Here is a 13435-nt window from a genome sequence, read left to right on the forward strand (position 1 = left end):
AGGATGAAACGATTTTTGGCTGTGTTATTGGGACTGGCGGTGAGCCTGACTGCCTGTGCCCCGGCGGCGTCCGAAACCACCAGTGAAGCCCCGGCCACGGTGGAAACCGCCCCGGCGGAAGCTGCGGAGGAAACCGCTGCCTTCCCGGTAGGGCAGCTGCGGTTTGTGTCGTATCAGGAATCTACAGCGGATGCGGTGTACAATACGGTATTTGCCTCGCCGGAGGGGGATATTCCCGTTCTCCGGCTGCTGAAGACGGACCTTGCTACCGCACGGCGCAGCACCCTGTTCTCGATCGAGGTGCCGAGTCGGGTACATTCTGACGTGATGTCTTATGGGGACAGCATCTGTGTTTTTGCCAACGATGCCATGTATCAGGTTCCGCAAAACGGCGGCGAAGCCCGGGTAGTACCGTTGGGCTTTGACTTTGTGCCGGATTGTGCAGACGAGTACAGCGCCTATGATTTTGATTACACCTACCCCGATAGCCACAACAATGGGGTGCGCCTGGATCTGGCAACCGGTGAATGCACATCGCTGGCGCTGCCCGATCAGACCCAGAGCATCTACGCTGTGGGCACAGAGCGTTTTCTGCTGCGGCGTGTAATCTCCGATGTGCCGCTGCCCGATCCCGAGGAGTGGGAGCAGTTCGAAGCGGTGCTGCAAAATGCCGTGTTGGAATATGACTGGTATGACCCGGTTACCGGTGCGGTGGAAAAAATCTATTCCGAACCCTACTACGGTCAGGCGCAGGCGGACGGCACCCGCAAGCAGCGGAGCTTTCTGGGAATGGCCAGGGACCGGCTGTATTTCGACTGGTTTGCGGGGGATGGCTCTGTCGGCGGGACTGAAAGCTGTGCCGCCGACGGCAGCGACTGGCAGGCCGTACCCGGCAAACCGGGCAATCAGCGGTGCAACTGGACTTATACCCAAAACGGCAGCCTGCGCTGGCTCATGGGCGGCCGCGTTGGCAGCGTGTGGATCTATGATCTGGCGGACGGTAAGGTGTACGATATGCCCCATATTACCGAGGCCAATGGCTGGCCCGAGATGCTGGTGGGGCAGGAGCAGGTGATGGTGTCTGTCGGCACGGAACCGAGCGTTGTCAGCGGGTTTGCCGTAATCTCCCTACAGGATTATCTGGCCGGTTCCACTGCCTGGACGCCCATTCAGGGTGCCCAGGCGGAACCTTCGGCATGACGTGCAGCGTCCGAAAAGTGCCTTGCCAAGCTATAAATGCAGCAGCACCCCCGGCCATCCGGCCGGGGGTGTTATGGTTTTGTCGTCATCGGCGGCGCAGCCGCTGAATCCGAACCTCCTCTTTGATTGCTTAAAGGAACAATCAGCCCTTGCTCTTCTTGCTGGCGGCCTTCATGCGCAGGTCATGGTCCAGGATCCGCTTGCGGATGCGCAGATTCTCGGGGGTGACTTCCAGCAGTTCGTCGGGGGCCAGGAATTCCAGGCAGCCCTCCAGGCTGAACTTGCTCACCGGCACCAGACGCAGGGCGTCGTCGCTGCCGGAAGCACGGGTGTTGGTCAGGTGCTTGGTCTTGCAGACGTTGACCGTGATGTCCTCGCCCGTGGGGGTGTAGCCAACGACCTCACCGGCATAGACCTTTTCACCGGCGTTGACCAGCAGCATACCGCGCTGCTGGGCGTTGAACAGGCCGTAGGTCACGGCGTCGCCGGTCTCGAAGCTGATCAGGGAGCCGGTGGAACGGGTCTGGATATCGCCGCACCACTCTTCGTAACCGTCGAAGATGGTGTTCATGATGCCTTCACCGTGAGTATCGGTGAGGAACTGGCTGCGGTAACCGAACAGACCGCGGCTGGGCATACGGAACTCCAGACGGGAACGGCTGTTCATCATCTGCATGTTCATCAGAATACCCTTGCGTGCGCCCAGCGCCGTCATGACGGCGCCCTGGTAGGTCTCGGGCACGTCGATGACAACGCGCTCCATGGGTTCCATCGTCTTGCCGTTCTCCTCGTGGGTCAGCACGTGCGGGGGAGAAACCTGCAGCTCATAGCCTTCGCGGCGCATCGTCTCAATGAGGATGGACAGATGCATCTCGCCGCGGCCCATGACCCGGAAGGAATCGTTGGTGGCGGAATCCTCCACCTTCAGGGCCACGTCCTTCAGCAGTTCGCGCTGCAGACGGTCGCGGATCTGGCGGGAGGTGACGTACTTGCCCTCCTTGCCGGCGAAGGGAGAATCGTTCACCGAGAAGGTCATCTCCACGGTGGGGTCGTTGATCTTCACGAAGGGCAGCGGCTGCACCTTGCTGGGATCGCACACCGTGTTGCCGATGGTGATGTCGGGCAGACCCGCAAAGGCGACGATATCGCCGGCGGAAGCCTGCTCGATGGGCTCACGGCCGTTGGCCTTGAAGTCGAACAGCTTGGTGATGCGGCCGGTCATATGCACGTCGGGGTTGTGCCAGTCGCAGACCTGCACGGGAGAACCCACCTTGATGACGCCGTTCTGCACGCGGCCCACGCCCATGCGGCCCACGAACTCGTTGTAGTCCACACTGGACACCAGCATCTGCAGGGGCTCGTCGGGCTCGCCCTCCGGCGGCTGGACGTACTTCAGGATGGTGTCGAACAGCGGCTTCAGGTCGGTGCCGTTCTCGGGATGGGTCCAGTCATAGCTGGCGGTGCCGTTGCGGCCGGAGCAGAACACCATGGGGCTGTCCAGCTGCTCGTCGGTGGCGCCCAGGTCCATCAGCAGTTCCAGGATCTCGTCGATGACTTCCTTGATGCGGGCGTCGGGGCGGTCGATCTTGTTCACCGCGATCACCAGCGACAGGTTCTGCTGCAGCGCCTTCTGCAGCACGAAGCGGGTCTGGGGCATGCAGCCCTCGGCGGCGTCCACCAGCAGCAGCACGCCGTTGACCATCTTCAGCACGCGCTCCACCTCGCCGCCGAAGTCGGCGTGGCCCGGGGTGTCCACGATGTTGATCTTGACGCCGTTGTACACGCAGGAGCAGTTCTTGGCAAGAATGGTGATGCCGCGCTCACGCTCGATGGCACCGGAGTCCATCACGCGCTCAGCCACCTGCTGGTTGGCGCGGAAGGCACCAGACTGCTTGAGCATCTGGTCCACCAGCGTCGTCTTGCCGTGGTCAACGTGGGCAATGATGGCGACGTTGCGAATATTTTCCTGAATCATATCCGTTCCCTCTCTATTTGACTTGCATTGAAGGGGGCAAACCCCCAATATCCACATACAGGTTCTATTTTACGCTGTAATGCAGTTATTGTCAAGAATCGCCAACGGCAAAAAAGTGTGGTATAATAGAAAATGTCATAGAGTGCGAAGAGAGAACTTTTGGTTATTTTGCGGGCACCGAGGGATTCGCCCGCGCCACTTCCCAGGGAAAAGAGGAAACCGACATGTCAACTGAAAATGTGCGCCATATCAACATCATCGGCCACCAGAACCCCGATACCGACTCCATCTGTTCGGCGCTGTCCTACGCCTGGCTGAAAAACGGCGGCAGCCTGACAGGCAAGTATGAGGCACGCCGGGCCGGGCATGTGAACCGGGAGACCCAGTTTGTGCTCAAGCATTTCGGCATGGAGCCGCCGCGGCTCTGCACCGACGTGAGCCCCCAGATCAAGGATATCGACATCCGCCACCAGCCGGGCATCGACGCCGAGCTGAGCGTGCGCGCGGCCTGGAACATGATGCGCGACGTGGAAATCGACACGCTGTGCATCACCGATGGGGAGGACGAGCTGCAGGGGCTTATCACCATCAAGGACATTGCCGACGCCAACATGGACCTGTTTGACACCGGCGTGCTGGCGGCGGCCAACACCAGCTACCACAACCTGCTGGAGACGCTGGAGGCGGAACTCATCGTGGGCGACGCCGACGCCCGCATCACCCAGGGGCATATCTGCATCGGCACCAGCCCCGAGATCATGGAGGAGCTGGTGAAGCCCGGCGACCTGGTGCTGGTTTCCAACCGGTACGAGACCCAGATGTGCGCCATCGACTGCGGCGCGGCAGCCATTGTGGTCTGCTGCGGTTCGGCGGTGCCCCGCACCATCGTGGCCCGCGCCCAGGAGAAGGGCTGTGCGGTGCTGGCCACCCCCTACGACACCTACGCGGCGGGGCGGCTGGTGACCACGGCGGCCCCGGTGCGCCACTTCATGCGCACCCACGACCTGATGAAGTTCAGCGTCAACACCCCCATTGAGGATGCCCGCAAGATCATGGCCAGCGTGCGCCACCGGTATTTCCCCATTCTGGACGAAAACGGCAAATACTGCGGTGTGGTCAGCCGCCGGAACCTGCTGAACCTGCACCGCAAGCGGGTGATTCTGGTGGACCACAACGAGCGCACCCAGGCGGTGGACGGTCTGGAGCAGGCCGAAATTCTGGAGATCATCGACCACCACCGCATCGGCAATCTGGAGACCAGCGGCCCGGTGTATTTCCGCAATGTGCCGGTGGGCTGCACGGCCACCATCCTTTATCAGATGTACCAGGAGCAGGGCGTCACGCCGGCCAAGCCCATTGCGGGGCTGCTGCTGTCGGCCATTCTGTCCGACACGCTGATGTTCCGTTCGCCCACCTCCACGCCCCAGGACGAAGCCACCGCCAAGGCGCTGGCCGAGATCGCCGGGGAGGACATTCCCAGCTACGCCGAGCAGATGTTCGAGGCGGGCGCCGATCTCACCGGCCGGGACGCCGAGGATGTCTTCCGCTCTGACTTCAAGGCGTTCAGCCGCGGTGACGCCAAGTTCGGCGTGGGCCAGTCCATCTATATGACCGACAAATCCCGTGCCGCCGCCGAAGCGCTGGTGGGACCCTTCCTGCCGGAAGCGGGGCGCCGGGAAGGTCTGCCCATGATCTTCTATATGTTCACCGACATGAAGACCCAGAGCACCGACCTGATGTACTGGGGCGACCATACCGGGGAGATCATCCGGGATGCCTTCGGGGTGGAGCCCAAGGACGGGGTGGCGGTGTTGCCCGGGGTGGTCAGCCGCAAGAAGCAGCTGCTGCCGCCGCTGCTGGCAGCGCTGCAGGCCCGCCAGGGGGAGTAACCGCCCGGAAAACAGACCGTTTGGGTTCCAAAATCTGAAAATTTTACACTTGACTAAAAAACGCGCGTCTGCACGAAGAAAACTTCGAGGCAAACGGGCGTTTTTTGTTAGAAATAGAACTTTGTTTACAGAATGTTTGTTTGACACCCTTTGCCGGAACGGATATAATAGGCAGTATACGAACTGTACAAAAAACGGGTGAGAGATAGGAAAAAAATCAAACGAACCATCAAAAGTGTCGGAAAAGGAGGGTCTTCCAATGAGCGATTACGCAGCCATTGAAAAAGAGGCGCGCGTCTTTACCGAGGAGTGCGTCACCAACAACCGGGTGGACCCGGCGCTGTTTGCCCGGTATCACATCAAGCGGGGTCTGCGCGACCAGGACGGCAAGGGTGTGCTGGCGGGCATCACCAACATTTCCCGCATTGATGCCTTCGAGGAGCGCGACGGCAAGCAGGTACCCTGCGACGGCAAGCTGTGGTATCGCGGCTACAACGTCTATGACCTGATCAGGGGGCTGCGGGGCAAGCGCTATGCCTTCGAGGAGGCGGCCTATCTGCTGCTGTTGGGGGATCTGCCCAACGAAGCCCAGCTGGAATCCTTCAAGGATTGTCTGGCCAAATGCCGGGACCTGCCCACCAACTTTGTGCGGGATGTCATCATGAAGGCACCCAGCAAGGATCTGATGAATTCCCTGACCCGCAGTGTGCTGACCCTGGCCAGCTATGACGACGATATCGGCAAGAGCGATCTGCAGACCCAGCTGGAGCAGTGCATCAAGCTGATCAGTGTTTTCCCCATGCTGGCGGTCTACGGATACCATGCCTACCATTATTACGAGTGCGACGGCAGCATGTACATTCACCGGCCGCGGCCCGAGCTTTCCACCGCCGAGAACCTGCTCCAGATGCTGCGTCCTGACCGGCAGTACACCGATCTGGAAGCCCACGTGCTGGACATTGCCCTGTTGCTGCACATGGAGCACGGCGGCGGCAACAACTCCACCTTCACCACCCGCGTGGTGACTTCTTCGGGGTCGGACACCTACTCGGTCATTGCGGCGGCCCTTTCCAGTCTGAAGGGACCCAAGCATGGCGGCGCCAACATCAAGGTCATGCACATGATGGACGATGTCCGCGCCCATGTGGCCGATCCCACCGACGAGGATGCCATGCGGGAGTATCTGCGCAAGATCGTGGACCGGCAGGCCTTCGACCAGAAGGGCCTGATCTACGGCATGGGACATGCGGTGTATTCTCTCAGCGATCCCCGCGCCGTGGTGTTCAAGAACTTTGTGCATCAGCTGGCCGACGCCAAGGGCCGGGACCGTGATTTTGAGTATTACAACACCATCGAGCGGCTGGCGCCCCAGGTCATTGCCGAGAAGCGGCATATCTACAAGGGCGTTTCGGCCAACGTGGACTTCTATTCGGGATTTGTCTATGATATGCTTGGCATTCCGGTGGAGCTGTACACACCCATCTTCGCGGTGGCGCGTATCGTGGGCTGGTCGGCGCACCGGATGGAGGAGCTGGTCAACATGGACAAGATCATCCGCCCGGCCTACCAGAGCATTATGGTGCCCCGTGAGTATGTGCCCCTCCAGGACCGCTGACCTACTTTCTTGTAAGAAAGTAGGCAAAGAACTTTCAATGGGTCACCCCGTGAAAGGGTAGTAACGGGAGCATACGGGAACGCTGTAGTATTCCTAAAGAAAGTAACCAAAGAACTTTCAACGGACCACCCTGTGAAAGGGTGGTAACGGGAGTATGCGGGCGCGCAGAAGCCTGGCCTTTTTGCCGGTAACAGCCACACAAAACAAAAATCCGCCCCGCCGCAGATTCTGCGGCGGGGCGGTTGTCATTTCAGAAGGATCACTGGTCCATCATGACCTCATGGCCGGTGGGGGTGTGCTCGGTCTGGTACTGGAGCGCAGCCGCCACAAAGCCCTTGAAGAGGGGATGGGCGCGGTTGGGACGACTCTTGAACTCGGGATGGAACTGCACGCCCACATGGAAGGGACGCTCGGTGAGTTCCACGGCCTCCACCAGACGGCCGTCGGGGCTGGTGCCGGCGATGGTCAGGCCCTTCTCCTCGAACTCGGCGCGGTAGTCGTTGTTGAACTCATAGCGGTGACGATGGCGCTCGTCGATCTCCAGCTTGCCGTAGCAGCGGGCCATGGTGGTGCCCTCCTTGATGGAGCAGGGGTACTTGCCCAGGCGCATGGTGCCGCCCTTGGGAATGTTGCCCTGCTGGTCGGGCATCAGCGCGATGACGTTGTGGGCACCGTCGGGGGTGAACTCGCTGGAGTTGGCGTCGGCGTAGCCCAGCACGTTGCGGGCGTACTCCATGACCATGATCTGCATGCCCAGGCAGATGCCGAAGTAGGGGATATTCTGCTCACGGGCATACTGGGCGGCCTGGATCATACCCTCGATGCCGCGGTCGCCGAAGCCGCCCGGCAGGATGATGCCGTCCACCTCGGACAGTTCCTCGGCGCAGCGGTCCTGGTCCAGCAGCGTTTCGCTGTCCACCCACTTGATGTTGACCTTGCTCTCGGTCTCAAAGCCGGCATGGTACAGGCTCTCCATGACGCTGAGATAGGCGTCGTGCAGCTTGACGTACTTGCCCACCAGCGCGATGGTGCAGGTGCGGCTGCGGGTGGCGATGCGGCTGATCAGTTCCTTCCACTCGGTCAGGTCGGTGGGGGGCGTGGTCAGGTGCAGCTGACGCACCACCACGTTGGTCAGGCCGGCGGCGTCCAGCATCAGCGGGCACTCGTACAGGCTGGGCATCGTCAGGTTCTCAATGACGCAGTCGGGGCGCACGTTGCAGAACATGCTGATCTTGCGCTTGATGTCGCTGCCCACCGGGCCGTCGGCGCGCAGCACGATGACGTTGGGCGCGATGCCCATGCCCTGCAGCTCCTTGCAGGAGTGCTGGGCCGGCTTGGATTTGTATTCGTCGGAGCCGGAGATGTAGGGCACCAGCACCACGTGGATATAGCAGCAGTTTTCGGGGCCCTGCTCAATGCCCACCTGGCGGATGGCCTCCAGGAAGGGCTGGCTCTCGATATCGCCGGTGGTGCCGCCGATCTCGGTGATGACCACATCCGCCTCGGTGCTCTTGGCCAGGTTGTAGATGTAGCTCTTGATCTCGTTGGTGATATGGGGGATGATCTGCACGGTCTGGCCCAGGTAGGCGCCCTGCCGTTCCTTGTTCAGCACGTTCCAGTACACCTTGCCGGTGGTCAGGTTGGAGTACTTGTTCAGGTTCTCGTCGATAAAGCGCTCGTAGTGGCCCAGGTCCAGGTCAGTCTCGGTGCCGTCATCGGTCACGAACACTTCGCCGTGCTGCAGCGGGCTCATCGTGCCGGGGTCCACGTTGATATAGGGATCCAGCTTCTGGCTGGCCACCTTCAGGCCGCGGGTCTTGAGCAGACGCCCCAGACTGGCCGCGGTGATGCCTTTCCCCAGACCGGAGACCACGCCGCCGGTCACAAAGATATACTTCGTCGCCATATAATTTCCTCCACATCTATGCAAACAAACAAAACTACTATATTATACACCGTATGCGGGGGCTTTGGCAAGGGCGAGCCCCCTGCAGGGGTATACAAAAATTGCGGTGGAAATCCCCGGTTTTGTATTGACAAAGCGCGGTGGAATGTTGTACAATGTCTTTATCCTACAAGAAAGGTATGAATAACATGGTCAACCGCTCTCTGCCCGGCCGGCGATGTTGCCCCGGCCTGCATGTTTGAACTTTACATTTTATATAAAGACAGGAGACGAATACCATGAGCAAGATCTATACTTCCGCCGAGCAGCTGATCGGACACACCCCGCTGCTGGAGATTACCCATATTGAAGCCGCCCAGGGCCTGAAGGCCCGGGTGCTGGCCAAGCTGGAATACTTCAACCCCGCCGGTTCGGTGAAGGACCGTGTGGCCAAGGCCATGATCGACGACGCCGAGGCCAAGGGCAAGCTCAAGCCCGGCTCGGTGATCATCGAGCCCACCTCGGGCAACACCGGCATCGGGCTGGCCTCGGTGGCGGCAGCCCGGGGCTACCGGGTCATCATCGTCATGCCCGACACCATGAGCATGGAGCGCCGCCTGCTGATGAAGGCCTACGGCGCCGAGCTGGTGCTCACCGAGGGTGCCAAGGGCATGGCGGGGGCCATCGCCAAGGCCGACGAGCTGGCGGCCGAGATCCCGAACAGCTTTGTGGCGGGACAGTTTGTCAACCCGGCCAACCCGGCGGCCCACCGTGCCACCACCGGCCCCGAGATCTGGGAGGATACCGACGGCCAGGTGGACTTCTTTGTGGCGGGCGCCGGCACCGGCGGCACGCTGACCGGCGTGGGCGGCTATCTCAAGGAGAAGAACCCCGCCGTCAAGATCGTGGCGGTGGAGCCTGCCGATTCGCCGGTCCTCAGCGGCGGCAAGGCCGGTCCCCACAAGCTGCAGGGCATCGGCGCAGGCTTTGTGCCCGAGGTGCTGGATACCTCGGTCTATGACCAGATCGTGACCATCACCACCGACCAGGCCTATGAGGCGGGCCGGATGATGGGCCGCAAGGAGGGCGTGCTGGTGGGCATCTCCTCCGGCGCGGCGCTCTATGCGGCGCTGGAACTGGCCAGGCAGCCCGAGAACGAGGGCAAGACCATCGTGGTGCTGCTGCCCGATACCGGCGACCGGTATCTGTCCACCCCCATGTTTGCCGAGTGACTCCCGCTCAAAGAGGGAAACAGGCCCGCACGGCAATTGCCTGCCGGGCCTGTTTCCCCCTTTGGATTCCCCTTCGACAAAATTTGACCCAAAACCGCGCACTCGTCGCGGGCTCCTCGCACACAATTTTGGGCCAAATTTCCCTGTTTGTGTCACCGTCGCCGGCGCATGTCCGGCGGCGGTGACCTTTTTGTTTGCAATTTCCCCGGTTTTGGGGTATGCTGGAACCAGTTGAAAACGGAAAGAGGAGCGACCCATGGCCAACATTGTGGAAATCACCGATCTGTCGGCGCCGGAGCTGGATGTCTACGCCCGGCTCACCGAAGCCCAGCTGCGCAACAAACTGGAACCGGAAAAGGGCATCTTCATCGCCGAGAGTCCCAAGGTCATCGGCACGGCGCTGGATGCCGGGTACAAGCCCCTCTCTTTTCTCATGGAGCGCCGCCAGATCGACGGCCCGGCGGCGGGGGTGCTGGCCCGCTGCCCCGATGCCACCGTTTACACGGCGGACCGTGCCGTGCTGGAAAACCTCACCGGCTACACCCTGACCCGGGGCGTGCTCTGTGCCATGCACCGCCCGGCGCCCCGCACCGCCGAGGAGATCTGTCAAAACGCCCGGCGGGTGGCGGTGCTGGAGGGCATCGTGGACTCCACCAACATCGGCGCCATCTTCCGCTCGGCGGCGGCCCTGGGTATGGACGCCGTGCTGCTGTCCCCCTCCTGCTGCGATCCGCTGTGCCGCCGGGCCATCCGGGTGAGCATGGGCACAGTGTTTCAGGTGCCCTGGGCCCGGCTGGGGGAGGACAAGGCCGACTGGCCCGAAGCAGGGCTGGCCCGGCTGCATGCCCTGGGCTTCACCACCGCCGCCATGGCCCTGGATGACCGGGCGCTGCCGGTGGATGACCCCGGCCTGCAGGCGGCGGAAAAACTGGCCATTGTGCTGGGCACCGAGGGGGACGGCCTGGCTGCCGGGACCATCGCCCGGTGCGATGCCACCGTCATGATCCCCATGCAGCACGGGGTGGATTCCCTCAACGTGGGGGCGGCCGCGGCGGTGGCCTTCTGGCAGCTGCGCGCCCGCTGAACCGACAATCTGCCCCAAAAACGTGACACATTTTTTACGCCCCGTTGACACAAAACGGGGCGTTTTTGGTTGTTTTTCCCCGTCCCGGATGGTACAATATTTTTATGTCTGACAGAACGGGAGGAGCTTGTTCATGGGTTTCCTGAAAAAATTCACCAAGCAGGAACTGAGCTGGATGATGTACGACTGGGCCAACAGTGCCCACTCGGTCATCGTGGTGACCATCCTGCCCATCTTCTTTGACTCTGTGGCGGAATACACCGCCGACAGTGTGTCCAGCATGTCCACCTGGGGCTACGCCACCAGTATCGCCATGGCCATTGTGGCGCTGTCGGCGCCCTTCCTGGGTGTCTTCGGCGATATCCGCGGCATGCGCAAACGGCTGTTCACCGCCTTCCTGGCGCTGGGTGTGCTGTCGGTGGCGGGGCTGGCCTTCACCCCCGGCATGGACTTCACCTCCTCCACCGACGCGGCAGGCCGGGTGGCGGCCATCGTGCTGGTGCTCTACATTCTGAGCACCATCGGCTTTGACGCCTCCTGCATCTACTACGACGCCTTCCTCACCGATATCACCACCGAGGACCGGATGGATTCCGTCTCCACCATGGGGTACGGTCTGGGCTACATCGGCGGCTCCACCATTCCGCTGCTGATCTTCCTCATCATGAACGCGGTAGGAATCCCCATGCTCACCTGCCTGGGCGTGATCTTCGCCATCACCGCCGTGTGGTGGCTGGTCTTCAGCCTGCCGCTGCTGAAAAACTGCCGGCAGACCTCCGGCAAACCCTACGAAAAAGGGGACATCGGCCGCAACATCAAGGGCGTTTTTACCACCATCCGGGAGATCGGCGCCGACAAGCCCATGCTGGTCTACATCATCTCCTATTTCTTCTACATCGACGGTGTCCACACCATCATCAGCATGGCCACCAGCTACGGCACCAACCTGGGGCTGGATTCCGCCGGCATGCTGCTGGCGCTGCTGCTGGTGCAGGTGCTGGGCCTGCCCTTCTGCCTGCTCTACATGAAGCTGGCGGCCAGATTCGGCGCCCGCCGCATGGTGGGCGTGGGCATCTGCGTCTACATGTTCATCTGCATCTTCGCCTTCTTCATGGACAGCCTGTGGCAGTTCTGGATGCTGGCGGTGCTCTGCGCCACCAGCCAGGGCGGCATCCAGGCGCTGTCCCGCTCCATGTTCGGCAAGCTCATCCCCGACCGGGACCGCAGCGGCGAGTTCTTCGGTTTCTTTGATATCTTCGGCAAGTTTTCCTCCATCCTGGGCCCCACCCTGGTGGGCGCTGTCAGTGCGCTGGCCGCTTCCCGGATGCTGGCCGACCAGGGCCTCACCGCCGCCACCGCCACCGCCGAGCAGGTGGACGCCATCAACAAGGCGGCCGGACCCTACGGCATCCTGTCGGTGATCCTCATCATCATCGCAGGCGCGCTGCTCTACTTCTTTGTGCTGCCCCGGACCCTGCAGGGGGACGAGCGGAAGATCTGACCGGCGCAGCCGCTGAATCCGAACCTCCTCTTTGAGAGGCTATGAAGAGGCTATTTGACTTTTCACCCCCGGCGGGGTACAATAAACAGGCCTTTTATACAGTAAGGAAGTGAACCCCGCATGCCGGAAGGCTATACCCATGTGCGCACCGCCCGGGAGGCGGCTGCCGCCATCCATTACAAGATTCAGTGCCCCGAGGCCTTTGCCGCGGGTGCTAACGGTCCCGACAGCTTTTTCTGCTATGAGGTGTGGAAAAAGCGGGCCGACCGGCACTATGATCTGCCGGGGCTGGGGGACCGCATGCACGAGGAAAAGACCGGCGCGTTTTTGTACAGCCTGTGCCGCCACGTGAAGACCCGGCCCCAGGTGGAGTATGCCCTGGGATTTCTCTGCCACTACGCCACCGACACGGTGGTGCATCCCTTTGTCTGTGCCATGTGCCAGCCCGGGCAGCCCTACGGCGGCAAGGGCGGGCACGGCTATCTGGAGATCGCCCTGGACTCGGAGCTCCACAAGGAGGACACCGGCGACGGCCGGGTGCTGCCCCAGGATGCCAGCCCGGTGCCGGCGGGGGAGCAGCTGGCCGACATCACGGCGCTGCTGCACACCTGCCTGCAGGAAGTCTACGGGGAGGATATTCCGGTGGAATACCTGGCAGACGCCTTCTACTACACCTACAAGGTGCGCAGTCTGTTCCCCAGCCGCCACGGCCTGCGCAAGGTGTTTTTCGGCGTGGTGGAGCGGTTTTTCGGCGGCAAGGGCTTCATCACGGGGCATATTTCGCCCCGCAAGCTGTCCGGCGAACTGCCCGACACCTGGACCGATCCTTTCACCGGCCAGTCCCACGAGGGCGGCCTCTTTGCGCTGCTGCCCAAGGCACGCCGCCGCAGCGAGGAATTCATGGGGGCGGCGCTGCTCTTCTGGCTGAAGAAATACTCCGACGAGGAGTTCTGCCGCGCCATCGGCAGCATGAGTTACACCCAGGGCCTGCCCACCGAGCAGAGCGCGGAGGCGGCCTCTATGGTACAGGAAAACGATACAAAAGGAGAATGAC

Annotated in this window: 9 protein-coding genes; 7 read left to right on the top strand and 2 right to left on the bottom strand. The window is 61.6% G+C overall.

What is annotated here, in order from left to right; translation table 11 throughout:
* The first annotated feature begins 3 nt into the window (after positions 1 to 3).
* Positions 4 to 1200, top strand: a complete 1197-nt coding sequence (locus ABGT73_RS01605) for a hypothetical protein (protein ID WP_346668105.1) — start codon at positions 4 to 6, stop codon at positions 1198 to 1200.
* Between the two features lie 142 nt (positions 1201 to 1342).
* Here the strand turns inward: ABGT73_RS01605 and typA are convergent, their stop codons facing one another.
* A complete protein-coding gene (gene typA / locus ABGT73_RS01610; RefSeq protein WP_346668106.1) occupies positions 1343 to 3175 on the bottom strand; it encodes a translational GTPase TypA in 1833 nt (610 codons plus the stop codon).
* 224 nt (positions 3176 to 3399) lie between these two features.
* On the opposite strand from typA, the gene ABGT73_RS01615 reads away from it, so the two are divergent.
* Both ABGT73_RS01615 and ABGT73_RS01620 read left to right on the top strand, forming a co-directional pair.
* Positions 3400 to 5064, top strand: a complete 1665-nt coding sequence (locus tag ABGT73_RS01615; RefSeq protein ID WP_346668107.1) for a putative manganese-dependent inorganic diphosphatase — start codon at positions 3400 to 3402, stop codon at positions 5062 to 5064.
* A 259-nt stretch (positions 5065 to 5323) separates the two neighbouring features.
* Positions 5324 to 6679 carry a citrate/2-methylcitrate synthase gene (locus ABGT73_RS01620; RefSeq protein WP_346668108.1) on the top strand — a complete coding sequence of 452 codons (1356 nt, stop codon included), beginning with the start codon at positions 5324 to 5326 and terminating at the stop codon, positions 6677 to 6679.
* Positions 6680 to 6938: 259 nt separating this feature from the next.
* Here the strand turns inward: ABGT73_RS01620 and ABGT73_RS01625 are convergent, their stop codons facing one another.
* Entirely contained in the window at positions 6939 to 8585 is a 1647-nt protein-coding gene (locus ABGT73_RS01625) for a CTP synthase (RefSeq protein WP_346668109.1), read from the bottom strand.
* Between the two features lie 278 nt (positions 8586 to 8863).
* Here ABGT73_RS01625 and cysK point away from each other — a divergent pair, with 278 nt between their 5' ends.
* The 4 genes from cysK to ABGT73_RS01645 all read left to right on the top strand — a co-directional run bounded on the left by cysK (position 8864) and on the right by ABGT73_RS01645 (position 13434).
* Positions 8864 to 9796, top strand: coding sequence for a cysteine synthase A (cysK, locus tag ABGT73_RS01630; protein ID WP_346668110.1), 933 nt, complete (start codon positions 8864 to 8866; stop codon positions 9794 to 9796).
* A 256-nt stretch (positions 9797 to 10052) separates the two neighbouring features.
* Entirely contained in the window at positions 10053 to 10880 is an 828-nt protein-coding gene (locus ABGT73_RS01635; protein ID WP_346668111.1) for an RNA methyltransferase, read from the top strand.
* A 133-nt stretch (positions 10881 to 11013) separates the two neighbouring features.
* Positions 11014 to 12381, top strand: coding sequence for an MFS transporter (locus ABGT73_RS01640; protein ID WP_346668112.1), 1368 nt, complete (start codon positions 11014 to 11016; stop codon positions 12379 to 12381).
* A 120-nt stretch (positions 12382 to 12501) separates the two neighbouring features.
* Complete coding sequence (locus tag ABGT73_RS01645; protein WP_346668113.1) at positions 12502 to 13434, top strand: zinc dependent phospholipase C family protein; 933 nt, start codon at positions 12502 to 12504, stop codon at positions 13432 to 13434.
* Position 13435 lies beyond the last annotated feature (1 nt).

Origin of the sequence: uncultured Subdoligranulum sp. (genome assembly GCF_963931595.1) — a bacterium.
Taxonomy (GTDB): Bacteria; Bacillota; Clostridia; order Oscillospirales; family Ruminococcaceae; genus Gemmiger.

Coding starts and splice junctions, on each gene's coding strand:
- ABGT73_RS01605 (WP_346668105.1), top strand. CDS start 4: ATGAAACGATTTTTGGCTGTGTTATTGGGACTGGCGGTGAGCCTGACT.
- typA (WP_346668106.1), bottom strand. CDS start 3,175: ATGATTCAGGAAAATATTCGCAACGTCGCCATCATTGCCCACGTTGAC.
- ABGT73_RS01615 (WP_346668107.1), top strand. CDS start 3,400: ATGTCAACTGAAAATGTGCGCCATATCAACATCATCGGCCACCAGAAC.
- ABGT73_RS01620 (WP_346668108.1), top strand. CDS start 5,324: ATGAGCGATTACGCAGCCATTGAAAAAGAGGCGCGCGTCTTTACCGAG.
- ABGT73_RS01625 (WP_346668109.1), bottom strand. CDS start 8,585: ATGGCGACGAAGTATATCTTTGTGACCGGCGGCGTGGTCTCCGGTCTG.
- cysK (WP_346668110.1), top strand. CDS start 8,864: ATGAGCAAGATCTATACTTCCGCCGAGCAGCTGATCGGACACACCCCG.
- ABGT73_RS01635 (WP_346668111.1), top strand. CDS start 10,053: ATGGCCAACATTGTGGAAATCACCGATCTGTCGGCGCCGGAGCTGGAT.
- ABGT73_RS01640 (WP_346668112.1), top strand. CDS start 11,014: ATGGGTTTCCTGAAAAAATTCACCAAGCAGGAACTGAGCTGGATGATG.
- ABGT73_RS01645 (WP_346668113.1), top strand. CDS start 12,502: ATGCCGGAAGGCTATACCCATGTGCGCACCGCCCGGGAGGCGGCTGCC.